Here is a 17517-nt window from a genome sequence, read left to right as displayed (position 1 = left end):
GATGGCCGCACGCGCTTCCCGTGATGCCCGCACCATGCTGTTCGTGCCCGCCACCCGTCTGGAGCGGGTGGCCAAGGCCCAGGCCAGCGGCGCGGACCTGGTGATCATCGATCTTGAAGATGCGGTGTCGGAAACGGATAAAGCCGAGGCCCGCCAAGCCCTGGCCGACTTCCTCGAGCACGCCACGCCCCCCGTGTTCGTGCGCGTGAATGGCGCCAGCACCGACCACTTCGCGGCGGATCTTGCCCTGTGTGCCCAAGCCGATGCGGTGCACGGCATCATGCTGCCGAAAACCGAAAGCGCCGAGGATGTTCAGCGTGCCCGCATTGACGGCAAGGCGCTGTGGCCACTGGTGGAAAGCGTGCGCGGCGTGATTAACATTCCGCACATCGCCGCCTGCGATGGCATCGAACGGCTCACCTTTGGGGCCTTGGATCTGAGTCTGGATCTGGGCGCGGAAGCCGGCAGCGCAGGCGCCGTTACCGTCCTGGATCAGTGCCGTGCGCAACTGATCCTGCACAGCCGGCTGAACCGTCTGGCCGGCCCGGTGGAAAGCGTGGAGCCGGATTTCCGTAATACGGAAAAAGTGGCAGCGGTGGCGTTGCGTGCCGCGCAAATGGGGTTCACCGGTATGCTCTGCATTCATCCCGGGCAGATCGAACCGGTGCGGCGGGCGTTTTCCCCCACCAGCGAGCAACTGGCATGGGCCCGTCGGGTGGTGGACGGCGTCGCCGAACACGGCGCCACTTTCCAGTTGGACGGACAGATGGTGGATGAGCCGGTGATTCAACGGGCCCGCCGTTTGATCGCCACGGCGGAATAAATTCATCGGACGATTATTCATCGCCCTTTTTCGTTAAGGGAAGCGAAATCACTCCGCATCACGGGCAGCCGAGCGGCGTTGTTGGGTGGAGCCCAAAGTGCCGCGGTTCACTCGATGCGGGTCTGAACGGAGAGCCCCATTCCCGTTATTCCTCGCTGAACCCTTTTCTTTAGCAGCGCCTGCTTCCGCCAGGAGAACAGCTTCGTCGCTTCCGACGATGCCGCCCAACGTCGAGACACTGCTACTCTATTGACTCATAACCAGAACAACGGTGGGTGCGGAATGAAGGACTGGCAATCGCTCGTCGATCTGCGGGCACTGAACACCTGGATGGAACAGCAGGGTCTGGGCAAAGGCGATATCGAGAATCCCCTGCCGCTAGCCGGCGGCACCCAGAATCTTCTGTTGCGCTTCCAACGTCACGGCAAGGACTATGTGCTGCGCCGCCCTCCCCGCCATCTACGCGCCAATTCCAACGACACCATGCGGCGGGAAATGCGTTTACTCGCCGCGCTGGCCGATACCAACGTGCCTCACCCGCGCCTGCTGGCCGCCTGCCCCGAAGAAGACGTGATTGGCGTTGCGTTCTATTTGATGGAGCCCATCGACGGCTTCAACGCCACTTGTGATTTTCCTGAGTCCCACGGCGCCAGCGCCGACCAGGTGCACCGCATGGGCCTGTCCCTGGTGGAAGGGATTACCGCTCTCGGCGCGGTGGATTACGAAAAAGTCGGACTGAGCGGCTTCGGCAAGCCCGAAGGCTTTCTGGAACGTCAGGTACCGCGCTGGCGCGCCCAGTTGGAAAGCTATCAGGCTTTTTCCGAATGGCCCGGTGCCGATGGTATTCCCGGCGTGGATCGCGTCGGCCAATGGTTGGAGCGTCATCGGCCCGACACATTTCAGCCCGGCATCATTCATGGCGACTACCATCTCGCCAACGTGCTTTACTGCCATGACCGTCCGGAACTGGCCGCCATTGTCGACTGGGAACTGACCACCATCGGCGATCCGCTTATCGACCTTGGCTGGCTGCTGGCCACCACCCCGGATCACCTGGATCTGCGGATCAATCAGGAAGGCGACTCATTGGCTGCGGCCTTTCCTGACCGGCAAGCGATGATCGAACACTACCGCACCCGCAGTGGTCGCGATCTCAGCCACATCGAATGGTACGGCGTGCTGGCCTGCTACAAGCTCGGCCTGATCCTGGAGGGCACCTACGCCCGCGCCTGTGCCGGCAAGGCGCCGATGGAAACCGGCGAGCGCCTGCATAACCGCACTATTACGCTGTTCGAGCGCGCTCTGGGCTGGATCTCCTGACATCTCGGCATAAAGTGGAGAACGATATGAATGATCTGGATTTCAGCGGGAAAACCGTTTTGGTGGTGGGCGGATCCAGCGGTATCGGTAACGGCATCGCTCAGGCATTCCGCCGGCGTGGTGCCGATGTGCACGTCTGGGGCACCCGTGCCAGCGCCGGCGATTACGCCGATGACGAAGGGTCCGATCTTGACGGTCTGGGCTACTCCCAGGTGGATGTCTCCGACATGGACGCCATTGAACGCCTCACTCCCGGCTTCTCTCAACTCGATATTCTGATTCAATGTCAGGGCACGGTGATTTATCGACGCGGTGAGTTCGAGCGAGAAGGCTGGGACAAAGTGATCGCGGTCAACCTCGATAGCCTGCGCGCCTGTGCCATGAAGTTTCATTCCATGTTGCACGAAAGCCGGGGCAGCATGATCGTGGTCAGTTCCACTGCCGCCTTCCATTCCACCCGCGGCAATCCCGCCTACAATGCTTCCAAGGCCGGCGCCGTGGCGTTGGTTCGCACGCTTGGGGAAGCCTGGGCTTCGGATGGCATCTCGGTAAACGGCATCGCCCCAGGGCTGGTCGCCACCAAGCTAACCAGCGTCACCACGGAAAACCCCAAACGTCTGGAGGCCTCTCTGGCCAATATTCCCGCCGGGCGCCTTGGCACCCCGGCGGATATGGCCGGCGCCGCGCTGTTTCTGGCTTCCCCCCTGGCGGACTACATTCGCGGCCAGACCCTGGTGGTGGACGGCGGACTGATCCTGTCCTGACAGCCTGATTCCGTTTTTCCAGCGACTTTTCCCAATCTCTTTTCCCAAAAAAAGGGGGAGCTTCCATGAACTTCGATCATTCCGAACAAACCCTGGAGCTGCTGGCGCGCTTGCAGCGCTTCATGGACACCTATATCGCGCCGCGGGAACAGGAACAGCATGACTGGGTCACCGACCCGGCCAGGGTCTGGCAACCCTGGCCCGGGCTTGAGGAGCTGAAGGAAAAGGCCCGCGCCGAAGGTCTGTGGAATCTGTTCCTGCCGAAGGAGTACGGTGATCTCAGCCCCGGACTCAGTAATCTGGAATACGCACCGCTGTGCGAAATCATGGGACGAATTCCCTGGTCCGCCGAGGTGTTCAACTGCTCCGCCCCGGACACAGGCAACATGGAAGTGCTCGCCAAATACGGCAATGCCGAACAACAGGAGCAATGGCTCAAGCCGCTGATGGACGGAGAAATCCGTTCCGCCTATCTGATGACGGAACCGCAGGTGGCCTCCTCCGACGCCACCAACATCGAAACCGAAATCAAGTCCGACGGCGACGACTACGTCATCAATGGCCGCAAGTGGTGGATCTCCGGCATCATGGATCCGCGCTGCAAGGTGCTGTTGTTAATGGGTAAAACGGACCCCGACGCGCCTCGCCATCAACAACAGTCCACCGTGATTATTCCCCGCGACACGCCAGGGATTCACATCGTCCGCAATCTGACGGTATTCGGCAGCCTCAACTCACCGGGCGGTGAAGCGGAGCTGCGCCTGGAGAATGTGCGTATCCCCAAGCGCAATCTGATTCTCGGCGAGGGATGCGGCTTCGAAATCGCCCAGGGTCGGCTCGGCCCGGGCCGCATTCACCATTGCATGCGCTCGATTGGCCAGGCTCAGCGCAGCCTCGAAATCATGGCCCGCCGGGTGGAGAATCGGGTGGCGTTCGGTCGCAAACTGTCCGAGCAAAGCAGTATTCGCCAGGACATCGCCCGTTCTTTTTGCGATATCGAACAAGCCCGCCTGCTAACACTGAAAGCCGCTGACCGTATGGACAAATACGGCAACAAGGACGCCAAGGATCTGATCGCGGCGATCAAGGTGGTGGCGCCACAGATGGCACAGAACGTGACCGACCGCGCTATCCAGGCCCATGGCGGCATGGGGGTCAGCGACGATACGCCGATCGCTCACTTCTTCACTCTGAACCGCTTCGTGCGCATCGCCGACGGCCCCGACGAAGTCCACATGTCGCAATTAGGTAAAATGAAGATTCAGGAATACAACGATTAACCCTCTATAGCCCGCCGGGAATCGGTGCCGCCTACACCGTTCCTGGTGTCATCATCGAAATACACCAACATGCGTAAATGATGGTGTTCATCCACGATCAGCATCTCGTGCCTTAGCGATCGCACCCGGCCATCGTCCCCTGTCAGACGGCTGATGCCACGTTGATAGCCGTGCCGGTCCGGCTCGTCCCACCAATGCCGGAACGGTTCCGACAACCGTCTCATATCATCGACAAACGCCAGCATCGTCGGATCCTCCGGCGCCACCGCCAGATCGCAACGAAAGTTCGCCAGCAGCTTCCGCGCCTCCCGCTCCCAGTCCGGCATTCGTTCACGCAAACCGGCGTCACGAAACACCAGCCGCAGCAGGTTGCGCTCGGTGGCGGCGCGATCGTTCAACCCGAACCAACGATCCGCGGATGGGTTCCAGGCTACCAGATCCCAGCGCAAATTCATTACATAGGCCGGACAAGGTGCAAGCTGATCCAGAACCGCTTGCGTTAACGGGGAAACCGCTGTGGCCTGGCGGGCCTCATAGGCCGGCGGCCGCTGTTGCGCCAGCAGGAACAAATGGCAGCAGTCCTCGTCATCCAGTTTCAGCACCCGGGACAGATTGAGGAGAAAGGTTTCCGAGACATTGATATCCCTGCCCTGCTCGAACCACGTATACCAGGTGATGCCGACACCGGCGAGCGCCGCCACCTCTTCCCGACGTAATCCCGGGGTGCGGCGGCGGGGCCCGGAAGGCAGCCCCACTTCCGCCGGTGTCACACGCTCGCGACGTTGCCGCACGAATTCCGCAAGCTCGCGCCGGGTGCGGGCCAGTGATTTTACCGGGCTCATTCTGTTAGTCCTGCTAATAGCATAAGGGCTTAAATTGTACGGTTAGTAGAATCCCTCAAGAATACCGCTTCTTCCATAGGAGAAGCGAGATGACCTCATACTGTGAATCCCCCACTCCTTCGCCACCATTGGCGAGCCGTGCCGGTCCACGCCAATGGGCTGGCCTCGCCGTTCTGGCGCTACCAACCCTGTTACTGGGTCTGGACGTGACGCTGCTCTATCTCGCCTTTCCGGCGCTGGCCGCGGACCTCAAGCCGGACAGCGCCCAGGCGCTGTGGATCATGGACATTTATGGCTTCTTCATCAGCGGTTTCCTGATCACCATGGGTACACTCGGCGACCGCATCGGGCGCCGTAAACTGCTGATGCTGGGCGCCGGCGGCTTTGCCCTGGCCTCATTGCTCGCCGCCTTCGCCAGCACCGCTATGCAACTGATCGTGGCGCGGGCGTTACTCGGTTTTACCGGAGCAGCCCTGATGCCCTCGACCCTGGCGCTGATCAGCAACTTGTTTCGTGACCCATCGCAGCGAGCGCTGGCCATCGGTATCTGGGCCACCATGTTCGCGCTGGGCATGGCCGCCGGCCCGTTGGTGGGCGGTATGCTTTTGGATCATTTCTGGTGGGGGTCGGCCTTTCTTGTGGCTCTGCCGGTGGTGGCGGTTCTGTGGCTCTGCGCCCCCTGGTTGCTCCCCGAATACCGCGATGAAACCAGCGGACGGCTGGACCTGCCCAGCGTGGCACTGTCCCTTCTGGCTCTACTGCCGCTGATCTACGGCGTTAAGCACTTCGCCAGGCACGGCCTGGACTGGCAAGCGGTCGCCGCACTGCTGATTGGTGTTCTCGGCCTGCTTTTGTTCATCAAACGACAGCAACGCCTTGCGGATCCCTTACTGGACTTGAGCCTGTTCCGTGGCCGCTCATTCACCGCGGCCCTGCTGATCCTGCTGGTGGGACTGATGGGAGTCGGCGGCGCCATGCTGCTGGTGACCCAATACCTGCAACTGGTCAGCGGCCTGTCTCCCCGCATCGCTGGTGCCTGGATGGGACCGCCAGCCCTGGCGATGCTGGTGGCGGCCATCAGCGCACCGCTACTGGCCCGACGCTTCCCGGTCGGACGGGTGGTGGCCGGAGCGCTGCTGTTCTCGGTGCTGGGATATCTGATGCTGGCCCGGGTGGACGCTGAAGCACGAACGATACAGGTCGTCAGCGGCTTTGCCCTGATCTATCTGGGCTTGGGCGCCATCGCCGCGCTGGGTACCGATCTGGTCGTGGCGGCGGCGCCACCAGGCAAAGCCGGCTCCGCGGCTTCGCTGTCCGAGACGGTACAGGAATTGGGGGTGGCACTGGGCGTCGCCGTGTTAGGCAGCCTCAGCAGTGGCCTCTATCGCGCCGGCGTTACCGAACAACTGGCCGGGACTATACCCGCGGTCGTCAGGGAAAGCCTTTGGGAGGTGGTGTCCATGGCGGACCGTCTACCCGCGGGAGTGCTCGATCAAGCGAGGGAGATTTTCACCCAGGGCCTCAACCTTACCGCCCTGATCACCGCCGTGGGCATCGGCCTTCTCGCCATGGTGCCAATGATCGCACTACCAGGCGGGCGCTGAATGCTGGCAAGGGAAATGGCCCGGCGGCGCCACGCCATTTCCCCACGGACTTATTGCGCCAACTGGAACAGTTTCACATCAGGGCGTCCCGCCAGCAGATCCTTGAGACCGCCACCCAGCTCCTTCATATTTTCACGGTGCGCTTCCAGCGCCGCCTGATCCGTGTATTGCTCATAGATCATCACCACATCCTTGTCGTTCAGGGACTGGTGAACGTTATAGGCGTGATTGCCTTCTTCCTTGCGTACTTCCGCGGCGATCTTGTTCATTTCCGCCGCCAGAGCGTCCCCTTTACCGGCCTGCGCTTGCAGCACAGCTACGATTCCAAGCATGTTGTTTTCCTTACGTTGTAAACAATTAGCAACCGGCATGCTGGCACAAGCGCAGGGGTGACGAGAGCCTCTGACACTATTAGTTACGTTTTCCGTTCAGGAGGACGGTGTCCATGGCGCAATGTCGGTACACCATGCCGGTGCCGCGCCAAAATCGACCGACCAGTCCGTCCACTCAGCCCTCTTGCCCTGGCCATTTATGATGATCCGGAACTAGCGCTCCCGAAGAGCCTCTCCGGCGTGATCGATCGGTTTCATCAGATACTCGAAAATGGTCTTCTCACCGGTGCGGATGTCCACCTTGGCGATCATGCCCGGTACGATCGGAAACCGGGTACCCGCATCAGTGATCAGAGCGTCCGCCTTGGTACGAATAAATACACGGTAATAGAAAATCTCGGGTTTGACCTCATCCTGAATGGTATCCGGCGAAATCATCGCCACCTCGCCATCCAGGTCGCCATAAACGGTATAGTCGTAAGCAGTGATCTTCACCTTGGCGGACTGACCGGGGTGAATGAAGGCGATATCCCGGGGAGAGATCCGCGCTTCCACCAGTAACTGATCGTCCAGTGGAACGATTTCCATCAGACGGCCATTCGGCGGAATCACCCCGCCCCGGGTACTTACTTCGATGTCCTTCACCACCCCCCGTACCGGCGAGCGTAATGTCAATCTAGACAGGGTGTCCGAGCGGCCCCGCACCACCGAGGACAATGCGTTGGCCTCGGCCTCGGCGCGGGCCAGTTCTTCCCGTGCGAGAATCAGGTATTCAGAGCGGATTTCGCTGGCCTTCAACTCCAGCTCCGAGAGCTGGCGCCGTAAGCGCAGTACTTCCACGTTACTGGCAGCTCCGATTTCCAGCAGCGATTTGGTCAGTTGCAACTCTTCACGCACGATGCGCTGAGACTTATGAACGCCGGCCAGAGACGATCTCAACCCTCGGCGCCGCGTTTCATACAGCTCGGTTTCGGCGGCGATGAGCTCAGGATAGGCCTGTAATGCATCAGGGAATATCAACGGCGTTTCGTTGACTTCCGCTTCTAGCCTGGCGACGGTCCCCAGAGCCGCGCGGTAACGGGCCGCACTTTCTTCCATACTGGACTCGGTCTTGGTCAGGTCCAGTTGCGCCAGTACCTGCCCGGCATCAACGATGTCCCCTTCCCTGACCCGCAAGTCCGTCAGGATCCCGCCCTCCAAGGACTGGATGATCTTCTCCCGGGAAGACGGGATCACCCGGCCATCGCCCGTTGATACTTCCACCACTTCGGCGAAATAGGACCACGCCAGCAATGCGGCTATGACCAGACAAACGAGCCAGACAATGCGAGTTGAGCGAACCACGGTGGCATCGTCCACTTCGTCGTTGTAATGGCGATGATCATTATCGTAATCCAGCAGAGACGCCGTTCCCCCGGCTGCGCTCATCGACAACCCCGTGGCTTCCAAGGGGGAGGAATTGACGGCTTTATCGCTCTCTTTCATGGCCGGGTCCCTTCCTCGTTACTTTTCGCGGACTGAACCGGTGCCTTTTTTGATAGAATGGACAGTACTTTGGCGCGCGCATCGTCCAACAAAATCTGGCCATTCTCCAGCACGATGATGCGGTCGACCAGATTAAGCATACTCATCCGGTGTGTCGCCACCACCAGGGTTCTGTGTTCCAACCAGTCACTCGTTCTCTGAATGAATTTCTTTTCCGCTGTCTCATCCAATGAGGCGGTGGGCTCATCCAGCAGCAGAACATTGGGCTGCCGCAACAGCAGGCGGGACAATAATAGGGACTGGCGCTGGCCACCGGACAATCCGAGCCCGCCTTCAAGAATTGGATGATCAAGCCCGTCGGGCAGCGTTCTCAGATAATCGCTGGCACCGGTCATGTCCATGGCGGCGAGTAACTCCTGATCAGACACATGGGGGGCACCCAGCATCAGGTTATCCCGCAGGGTGCCGTGGAACAGTCGCGCGTTCTGGCTGAGGAGACCGACATCCCGACGCACATCCGCCGGATCGATATGGGTGAGATTGACGCCGTCCAGGAGAACCTGTCCGGAGCCGGCTTCGATGGCGCCGGCCAGAGCCTGCAGAAGCGTGGATTTGCCCGCGCCATTGCGTCCCAGCACACCAATGCGCTCTCCCGGGTTGATGGTCAGTGACTTCACCGCCAACGCCGCGGTGGGGGCCTCGGCATATTGGAACACCGTCTGCTTCAACTGATAGTGACCGGTGACGAACGGCCGATGAACCCGTTTTTCCTCCTCCGGGTGATCCACCGCGCGTTCCATGATCTGATCCAGACTGCTCATCGCCACCTTGGCATGCTGCCATTTGCTCATCACATGCGTGATCTGAGACATCGGTGCCATCATACGTGATGCCAGGATCGATGCCGCCACCAGCGACCCCACCGATAATTCCGCTTCCATCACCATCGGCGCACCAAACAGAACGATGACGGCGAATACCCCGCTTTGTATCGTGTGACTCCACACCACCAGAGTATTGGCGATGTAACGCAGCTTCAGATTGACGTCGGCGGTGATCGCGTTGTAGTGATTCCACTGCTGCTGAAAGCGCGCTTCCGCTTGCAGCGATTTGACGTCCTCCAATCCCTGGATAGTTTCCACCAGCATGGCATTACGTAATGAAGACTCGCGCATGGCCTCGTTGGCGAGAACATGCAGGCGACGCTGCGCCAGCAGGCCGGGGATGATCATCAGCACCACCGCGGCCAGCGGCACCAGCACCAAGGGACCGGCGATATACCAGAGCACGAAACAGAACAGGAAGAAGAAAGGCATATCGGCGAAAGCCGTTACCGTACTGGAGGTGAGCAATTCCCGAATATGCTCCAGCTCGCGAATCTGGGCGATAAAGGACCCGGTCGAGCGCGGCTTTTCCGAGTTTTTAATGCGTAACGCGTGGCCAAAGACCCGATCGGACACTCGCATATCGGCCCGCTTGCCCAACAGATCTGTGATATGAACGCGGCTTCTGCGCAGAATGAAGTCAAACACCATGGCCACCAGTACACCGGAGAACAGGACGTATAAGGTGGCATAGGATTCCGCCGGAACCACGCGGTCGTAAACCTGGCGGGAAAACAAAATGCCGGCCAATGCCAATAGATTGGCTACCAGCGATGCCAGCATCACATGTCCGTAGGGCTTCAGATCACGAAGGATGATGCGCCGGAACCAATTGGACTGATAAGGCCGGACATAATCGTCCACCCGGGCGTCGGGGGCCGAACGGGTCGGTCTCAGGATCAGTGTGAGAACCACATTGTCGATCAGCTCCTGACGGGGAAGCTGACTTTTGAGGCCCTGATCGCCACTGTAGGACAGAGCCACCGTCCCATCACCGCCGATGCTTTCGGCCACCGCTACCTGACCGTCCTTGAATTGCACAACCAGAGGAAACCGCCAAGGTGTCAACGACATTCGGCCAAGATCGCCGATCTTGCAGGCCAGTCCCAACTGACGAGCCATGGCCTTCAGCACATCGCCGGGGCTCTGTCCCATGCTCCAGGCGGCGGTCAGATGAACATTCTCCTCGGAGTATTCCAAACGATAATGCCGGGCCACCGCCAACATGGCTTCGGTCCAGGGTCCGTAGTCGGGAGCCGGCGTGGCTTCGACCGGGGTTTCTTCAACGTCCGGGGTACTCATGGCTGAATCGGTACTCCCTGTACGGCGGCGCTGCTCAAACCAAACGCCGCGCGGATTTCCGCCACGTTGTAAAGACAGTCGATTTGCAGGCGGCGCAGATCAAATCGGGTGTTCTGCTGCTCGAAGCGGGACTGGTGGATCTCCTGTTCCGTATTGAGAATGTCCAACAGCGAGCGCGTTCCCAATGATAAATACTGTTGCCGATACAGCTTTTGCGTTTCGGCGATGCTGTTATAGCGGTTGTTCAGCAATTCGAGGCGCCCGGACAAGCTGAGTGTCTGTACCTTGGCCTCCCGTAACCCCAGAGAGACTTCCCGGTAGGCGGCATCCCGGGCGGCATTCGCCGCCTCAAGGGCATAGTCAGCCGCCCGCCGGCGGGCCTTTAAGGCACCGCCTTGATACAGCTTGCTGCTTACCCCCACGGAAACGAAAACGTCATTGTCCCGATCCATCGCTTCCAGCTCCGCGGGCCGATCATTCAGATAGTGCTCGAAATCCGCCGAGATCGAGAACGTCGGTAACATTTGCGCCCGCGCCTGCCGAATCAGCGAACGGGCCTCGGCCCGCTCCGCTTCCGCCCGCATGATCCGGGGCACATTATCGAAGTCTTCCTCCACACGAAGGCAGGCGTCGGCCAGATGATCGGGAAACTCCGGAGATACCGTGACCGGCCCGGGGGCATTCAACAGGCTTTGCAGATTACGCTGCCAGGCATCACTTTGTGCCTGGAACTGCAAAACCGTGGCCTGGGCCGCTTCTTTGCGGGACAGCGCCTGAATCTCGTCCGACCGGGTGGCGGCGCCCTTGGCGGCCCGCTGAGACGCCAACTCCTGTAACTCTCCAATGGCTTCCACCTGCTCCTCGGCAATCGCCAGCAGGGTTTGATAGCGCTGAACCTCAATCACCGCCTGAGCGGTTTGCTGGGCAAGCTGGTCCACTGCCAAGAGCACGTTGGCCCGGTCCCGTTCCACCCCGTGGGAAGCCGCCGCCACCGAACTGGACACCTTGCCGAAGTCATACAACATCTGGGAGGCCGAAGCGGTCAGTGCTTCTTCAGAGCGTCCGGTGGAGTCCCGGTAGCCACGGCTCAGACCGGCACTGAGTTCGGGATAATAGCCCGCGCGTGCCACCGCCACCTGCTCGTTTTGCTGAAACAGGCGGCCTATGGATTCGGCGATCACCGGATGTGTATTCACCGCCCGTTGAACCGCGCCGACAATATCGAAGTCTGTTTCTCTTCCGTACACCGGAACTTGCTTGATGGAACGTTTCGAGTCATCGATATCAATACCGGCTTCCCCTGCCCCGGCTTCGCCAAGACAAACGCAGATCATCACCATCGCTAACAGGTATGGACGATGAACTCCCTTGCTTCCATGAGACCGCATTTAGATCCTTAACTGCAGCTTTCCCTGGGAAGCACCGGACCTTTCGGCCCGGTGCCGGTGTGCATCGTAGGTGCCTCAAATCACCGAAACGCCGCTTTGTACCCACAGTTCACTGGGATTGCCCTCCTGGCTGTAGACCACGTAATCAGTGCCGTCCACGGTGGAGGTACCGGTACTCTGCCAATCTCCGATCAGTTCCACCGTATCGTCCTGATCACCGTCTATGAACAGCACATTGTTGGCATCGGTCATTGCGATCAACGATGCCAGGTCGATGGATATCTCGTTGGCGCCGGTGCCGCTGATCGACAGATGCTCGATATTGTTGATCGTCGCCGGGTCGACATAGTCGCCCGCGAGGCTGTCAACGAAGTCGAGAGAAATGCCATCACCAGTCAACAGCAATGTATCCTCGCCGGCACCGCCGTCGAAAGTATCGTTACCCAGGCCTTCGTAGACCAGGGTATCGTTACCGTCCCCGCCATTGAGGGTGTCGTTGCCGTTGCCACCGCGCAGCCAGTCATCTCCGGCGTTGCCGTTGAGTACATCGTCACCATCGTAACCATAGAGACGATCACCACCCGCCGTCCCTTCCAGGGTGTCGGCACCCGAGGTGCCATCAGTCACCGGATTATTCGCCGCGTTCAACAGGCTGAGCTCGGCCAGATCGGTAACGCTGTCGGTAGCGGTCTGCCCGTCGAGGTCCTCCCCTGTAATGGTATAGCTTGGCAGCAATCCGAGATCGGTTCCGAGCAAGGCATCCGCCAGATAGATCGAAGCCAGAAACTCGTTGATCGCGAGATTATCGATGGCGCCGCCGTCCGCCGCGGTAATCGTCAGTGTCGGTGTGAGATTGAGAGGGAAAAGATTGTAGTCGCTGAACTGGATATCCAGTCCCAATTCATCAGCCAGCGCCTGAGACCAGTTCAAAGTCTGGTTCCCTGCTCCCAACAGCCCCAGAATCTGGTTGATGCTCAACAGCGAAGACATCTCGATAGTGACCGACGCCAGATTGTTATTCGGGTCGTAGGCAGAGAACATCTGATGGTTGAGATCAAGGAGCCCGATCGCTTCCACACCAATCAATCCCAGCAGACTGCCGCCATCGACATTCACTACCGGACCGGAAGCATCGACGTCAAAGCCGACCGAATTGGAATCCGGCGAGACGTTGCCCGCCGCATCGGTGATCGTGGCGGTAGCGGTGTAGGTACCGTCATCCAGCCATTGGGCCACATCCACATTGGCCGTACCCGCGGTCACCTCATCCGTGGTTACGGTGTGTTCAGCAGTGTAGACCGCGCCACCGTCTCCGGTGAAAGTCAGAATGATGACATCACCCGCCTCGGCGCCGGCAGGCAGGCCTACCTCCGCCTGTACCCCGTCCACCATTTCGTTGCTGTCGACGATACCGTCGGCGGCATCGGCGATGCTCAAGGTCGGCGCATCCGGAGCAACGGTGTCCACTGTCACATCAAAGGAGGTACTCGGATCCGAGGTGTTGCCCGCTTCGTCCGTGACCGTGGCCGTGAAGCCATAAGTACCATCGGCCAGTGCGGCCGGGACGACAAAACTCCAGTTACCGCTGGCATCGGTCTGCACCGTGCCCACGGAAAGACCATCCTGGAAAATCTCCACGGTGCTGTTGGCTTCCGCCATACCCCTCAGAGTAGGCGTATCATCGTTAGTGCTGCCGCCGGGCAGTATCGGGCCGGTGCCGGGATCCACATCGTCCAGCGCATCTTCGATGGTCGGCGCGGCTGGAGCCAGGGCATCCACACCGATCGTAGCTGGAGCACTGGTATTACCGGCTTCGTCCGTGGCGGTAACACTCACATTCGTGCCATCGGCCAACGGGGTATCCGGTGTCACGCTCCAATTACCGCTGCCGTCCGCTTCCACCGTGTAGTCCGGCGTACCATCCCCGTTGATATCCACATCAACGGTACTGCCCGCTTCGGCGGTACCAGTAAGGATCGTTCCGTCAGTGGGTTCCACCGTTGGTGCCGCCGGTGCGGTGGTATCTACGTTCAACTCGAACGCCGTGCTCGGATCCGAGGTGTTACCCGCCGCATCGGTCGCCGTGGCGGTAAAGCTGTAGTCCCCTTCCGCCAGCTCGGTGCTGGGTGTGAAGCTCCAATTGCCGCTCGCATCGGCGGCAACTGTTCCCAAGGACACACCATCCTGGAACACTTCCACCGTGCTGCCCGCTTCAGCCGTCCCAGTCAGGGTCGGCGTGGTGTCGTTGGTGCTGCCTCCAGTCAGCACCGGATCGGTCCCCGGTGCCACATCATCCATCACCTCGGCGATGGTCGGCGCCGCCGGGGGCGTGGTGTCGTTCAGGTTTTCGTCCACGATGGTGGTGGCAGAATCACTGGTATTACCCGCCGGGTCCGTGGCCGTGACACTGACTTCCGTGCCATCCGCCAACGGCGCGTCCGGCGTCACACTCCAATTGCCATCGGCATCCGCTTCCACCGTGTAGTCCGGGGTGCCATCCCCGTTGGTATCCACGTCAACCGTGCTGCCCGCTTCGGCGGTACCAGTAAGGATCGTTCCGTCAGTGGGTTCTACCGTTGGAGCCGACGGCGCGGTGGTATCTACGTTCAACTCGAACGCCGTGCTCGGATCCGAGGTGTTACCCGCCGCATCGCTGGCCGTGGCGGTAAAGCTGTAGTCCCCTTCGGCCAGCTCGGTGCTGGGTGTGAAGCTCCAATTGCCGCTCGCATCGGCGGCAACTGTTCCCAAGGACACACCATCCTGGAGCACTTCCACCGTGCTGCCCGCTTCAGCCGTCCCAGTCAGGGTCGGCGTGGTGTCGTTGGTGCTGCCTCCAGTCAGCACCGGATCGGTCCCCGGTGCCACATCATCCATCACCTCGGCGATGGTCGGCGCCGCCGGGGGCGTGGTGTCGTTCAGGTTTTCGTCCACGATGGTGGTGGCAGGATCACTGGTATTACCCGCCGGGTCCGTGGCCGTGACACTGACTTCCGTGCCATCCGCCAACGGCGCATCCGGCGTCACACTCCAATTGCCATCGGCATCCGCTTCCACCGTGTAGTCCGGGGTGCCATCCCCGTTGGTATCCACATCAACGGTACTGCCCGCTTCGGCGGTACCAGTAAGGATCGTTCCGTCAGTGGGTTCCACCGTTGGTGCCGCCGGTGCGGTGGTGTCCACCGTCAGAGCACCGCTAGCGGTGCTCTCATTGCCCGCGGCGTCAGTGGCCGTCACCGTCACGGTGTAATCACCATCGGTCAGTGCCGGCAGATCACCATCAGCCAGCGTCCAGGTGCCATCACCGTTGTTGGTGGCGGTATAGTCGTTGCCGTCCACCGTCACCACGAGGCTGGCGTCCGGATCGTCCACCGTCCCCGTCAATTCCGGGGTACTGTCGTTGGTAACCAACGCATCCAAGGCCACCACCGGCGCCGTGGCGTCCACACCGATCGTAGCTGGAGCACTGGTATTACCGGCTTCGTCCGTGGCGGTAACACTCACATTCGTGCCATCGGCCAACGGGGTATCCGGTGTCACGCTCCAATTACCGCTGCCGTCCGCTTCCACCGTGTAGTCCGGGGTGCCATCCCCGTTGGTATCCACATCAACGGTACTGCCCGCTTCGGCGGTACCGATAAGTGTTGCTCCATCGGTGGGCTCCACCGTCGGCGTCGCCGGTGCGGTGGTGTCTACATTCAGTTCAAACACCGCGCTCAGATCCGAAGTGTTGCCGGCCGCATCCGTGGCTGTCGCCGTGAAGCTGTAATCGCCTTCGGCCAGTTCCGTCGTCGGCGTAAAACTCCAATTGCCACTGCCATCGGCGGTAGTGGTACCGATCTCCGTGCCATCTTGGAAGATCGCTACCGTGCTGCCCGCTTCCGCTGTCCCGGTCAGGGTCGGCGAGGTGTCGTTGGTGCTGCCTCCGGTCAGCACCGGATCAGTGCCCGGTGCCACATCATCTTCTGCCTGAGTGATGACCGGAGCATCAGGACCGCTTCCATCCGGAGCCACCGCGGTGACCGGTTCGGACTCATTCCCCGTTCCGTCGGTCAGGGTCACTTCCAGTTCTTCACCATCTGTTTGCGGTTCAGTCAGTTCGACGGTGAAGTTGCCATCGTCATCCACCGTGCCTTCGCCAATCACGTTACCGTCGGGATCCGTGATGGTGACTTTGCTTCCAGGTTCACCTTCGCCGGTGACGGTGGTGCCGTCCCCGCTCACCTCAACGTTGGTCGGCGCGTCCGGCGCGGTACTGTCCGGCGCGGTGACCTGGCCGGGCTCCGATTCATTGCCCGCCTCGTCGGTCAGGCTGACATCCAGTTCCTCGCCATCGACCTGCGGCTCGCTCAATTCGACTTCGAACTCACCCTCCGCGTTGGTTTGTCCTTCGCCGATAACATTGCCGTTGGAATCACGCACGGTGACCGTGGAGCCCGGTTCACCCCGCCCCGTCACTATCCCCCCATCCTCGCTCACCGTCAGGTCCGTGGGGGCATCGGGAGCCACGTTATCGTCCCCGGATCCGCCAGAACTGGAACCGGAAGAAGAATCACTGATCAGGAATGCCGCCGCCGCACCACCAACCGCCAGCGCCGCCAACCCCCAATCCCCACCTCCCGAGGCTGCCTGGGCAAAACCGAAGCCTCCGGCGCCATCGGACTGGCCCAGCCAGAGAATACCTTCATCATCAAGAAGTTGAAGTTCGTTGGCCGCCTCCTCCCCTTCACCAGCGGGATAGAAATTGGTGATGGTGACTTGCTCACCATTCTTGAGGGTAATGACGAGATCGTTACCCACCCGGCTGGTGAAATCGATCTGGTCGGGGCTCAGGGGCATTTGAACCACATTCCCGCCCCCCATGAGCGACACCGTGTCACCCCAAGGAGCTTTCGTGACAGCGCCGCTGGATTTTTCCAGGATGTTAATAATTTTATCAACCATGTTCCCACTCCTTCGGAACGCACGGCGCGAATATCTTTTTTGTTCGTAACCGTTGCGTTAGTCAGTGAAATCCGTTCATGACTTAGCCGGCTGCTTGCCCTGGTTACAGCGAATAACGACGCCAAGCACGCAACCGGCAAACTGCGTCATATGCTGTTCAGTTTTGTTCACTTTTAGCGCAATCCTTTCTTTACGGCAATACACCTTTGTATTGCCTCACTGGAAAATTCCAATTCAATGAAGGTGCGACCACTAAAACTCTCCCTTTTTTTAAGGGCGCTGCCCGAGGAAGCCAAGGAAGTTAAAAACACCGACCTATTTAATAAATGCTTGTTTAATAAGGAATTGAATCTCAATAAAACCAAAATGACATCATTACTCTGGCACTGAAACACTTCCCCTTTTTCATCAGCAATGGAGAATACAGCCACTGAAAAACCACCATTGAAAATGCCGTGACACAGGCCGAAATTTTACAATTCGAATCACACCGAAAGATGGCGAGGAGGAACAGGGCGGGAAAGCCATACGAAAACGCCCCGCGGAGCGGGG

General features: G+C 60.0%; 11 protein-coding genes. 5 read left to right on the top strand and 6 right to left on the bottom strand.

The genetic code is table 11. The features are described 5' to 3' along the window. The first annotated feature begins 1 nt into the window (after position 1). The 4 genes from B5T_RS09900 to B5T_RS09885 all read left to right on the top strand — a co-directional run bounded on the left by B5T_RS09900 (position 2) and on the right by B5T_RS09885 (position 4187). The gene (locus B5T_RS09900) at positions 2-823 is read left to right on the top strand and encodes an HpcH/HpaI aldolase/citrate lyase family protein (protein WP_014994360.1); all 822 of its coding nucleotides are present in this window, start codon (positions 2-4) and stop codon (positions 821-823) included. A 282-nt stretch (positions 824-1105) separates the two neighbouring features. Further along, positions 1106-2143, top strand: a complete 1038-nt coding sequence (locus tag B5T_RS09895) for a phosphotransferase family protein (protein ID WP_014994359.1) — start codon at positions 1106-1108, stop codon at positions 2141-2143. 26 nt (positions 2144-2169) lie between these two features. Beyond that, the gene (locus B5T_RS09890) at positions 2170-2907 is read left to right on the top strand and encodes an SDR family NAD(P)-dependent oxidoreductase (protein ID WP_014994358.1); all 738 of its coding nucleotides are present in this window, start codon (positions 2170-2172) and stop codon (positions 2905-2907) included. Positions 2908-2972: 65 nt separating this feature from the next. Then, positions 2973-4187, top strand: coding sequence for an acyl-CoA dehydrogenase family protein (locus B5T_RS09885; protein ID WP_014994357.1), 1215 nt, complete (start codon positions 2973-2975; stop codon positions 4185-4187). Here B5T_RS09885 and B5T_RS09880 read toward each other — a convergent pair. After that, positions 4184-5029 carry a helix-turn-helix transcriptional regulator gene (locus B5T_RS09880; RefSeq protein ID WP_014994356.1) on the bottom strand — a complete coding sequence of 282 codons (846 nt, stop codon included), beginning with the start codon at positions 5027-5029 and terminating at the stop codon, positions 4184-4186. The two genes, B5T_RS09885 and B5T_RS09880, sit on opposite strands and share 4 nt — an antisense overlap. Positions 5030-5118: 89 nt before the next feature. On the opposite strand from B5T_RS09880, the gene B5T_RS09875 reads away from it, so the two are divergent. Further along, the gene (locus B5T_RS09875) at positions 5119-6633 is read left to right on the top strand and encodes an MFS transporter (protein WP_014994355.1); all 1515 of its coding nucleotides are present in this window, start codon (positions 5119-5121) and stop codon (positions 6631-6633) included. A 50-nt stretch (positions 6634-6683) separates the two neighbouring features. On the opposite strand, the gene B5T_RS09870 is transcribed toward B5T_RS09875, so the two are convergent. The 5 genes from B5T_RS09870 to B5T_RS23385 form a co-directional block, all read right to left on the bottom strand. Beyond that, positions 6684-6965, bottom strand: coding sequence for a putative quinol monooxygenase (locus B5T_RS09870; RefSeq protein ID WP_041716978.1), 282 nt, complete (start codon positions 6963-6965; stop codon positions 6684-6686). A 213-nt stretch (positions 6966-7178) separates the two neighbouring features. Next, positions 7179-8450 carry an HlyD family type I secretion periplasmic adaptor subunit gene (locus tag B5T_RS09865; protein ID WP_014994353.1) on the bottom strand — a complete coding sequence of 424 codons (1272 nt, stop codon included), beginning with the start codon at positions 8448-8450 and terminating at the stop codon, positions 7179-7181. Then, a complete protein-coding gene (locus tag B5T_RS09860; RefSeq protein ID WP_014994352.1) occupies positions 8447-10636 on the bottom strand; it encodes a type I secretion system permease/ATPase in 2190 nt (729 codons plus the stop codon). The genes B5T_RS09865 and B5T_RS09860 overlap by 4 nt, the downstream gene beginning before the upstream one ends. Continuing rightward, positions 10633-12024: a TolC family outer membrane protein gene (locus B5T_RS09855; RefSeq protein ID WP_229683007.1), complete on the bottom strand. Its 1392-nt coding sequence runs from the start codon at positions 12022-12024 to the stop codon at positions 10633-10635. Before B5T_RS09855 ends, B5T_RS09860 begins: the two co-directional genes overlap by 4 nt. 75 nt (positions 12025-12099) lie before the next feature. Further along, positions 12100-16965: an Ig-like domain-containing protein gene (locus tag B5T_RS23385; RefSeq protein WP_051015465.1), complete on the bottom strand. Its 4866-nt coding sequence runs from the start codon at positions 16963-16965 to the stop codon at positions 12100-12102. Between the last annotated feature and the right edge of the window lie 552 nt (positions 16966-17517).

This window comes from Alloalcanivorax dieselolei B5 (assembly GCF_000300005.1).
Taxonomy (GTDB): Bacteria; Pseudomonadota; Gammaproteobacteria; order Pseudomonadales; family Alcanivoracaceae; genus Alloalcanivorax; species Alloalcanivorax dieselolei.
Note: the sequence above shows the minus strand (reverse complement) of the source record. Positions and strands in the feature narration are given on the sequence as shown.

Coding starts and splice junctions, on each gene's coding strand:
- B5T_RS09900 (WP_014994360.1), top strand. CDS start 2: ATGGCCGCACGCGCTTCCCGTGATGCCCGCACCATGCTGTTCGTGCCC.
- B5T_RS09895 (WP_014994359.1), top strand. CDS start 1,106: ATGAAGGACTGGCAATCGCTCGTCGATCTGCGGGCACTGAACACCTGG.
- B5T_RS09890 (WP_014994358.1), top strand. CDS start 2,170: ATGAATGATCTGGATTTCAGCGGGAAAACCGTTTTGGTGGTGGGCGGA.
- B5T_RS09885 (WP_014994357.1), top strand. CDS start 2,973: ATGAACTTCGATCATTCCGAACAAACCCTGGAGCTGCTGGCGCGCTTG.
- B5T_RS09880 (WP_014994356.1), bottom strand. CDS start 5,029: ATGAGCCCGGTAAAATCACTGGCCCGCACCCGGCGCGAGCTTGCGGAA.
- B5T_RS09875 (WP_014994355.1), top strand. CDS start 5,119: ATGACCTCATACTGTGAATCCCCCACTCCTTCGCCACCATTGGCGAGC.
- B5T_RS09870 (WP_041716978.1), bottom strand. CDS start 6,965: ATGCTTGGAATCGTAGCTGTGCTGCAAGCGCAGGCCGGTAAAGGGGAC.
- B5T_RS09865 (WP_014994353.1), bottom strand. CDS start 8,450: ATGAAAGAGAGCGATAAAGCCGTCAATTCCTCCCCCTTGGAAGCCACG.
- B5T_RS09860 (WP_014994352.1), bottom strand. CDS start 10,636: ATGAGTACCCCGGACGTTGAAGAAACCCCGGTCGAAGCCACGCCGGCT.
- B5T_RS09855 (WP_229683007.1), bottom strand. CDS start 12,024: ATGCGGTCTCATGGAAGCAAGGGAGTTCATCGTCCATACCTGTTAGCG.
- B5T_RS23385 (WP_051015465.1), bottom strand. CDS start 16,965: ATGGTTGATAAAATTATTAACATCCTGGAAAAATCCAGCGGCGCTGTC.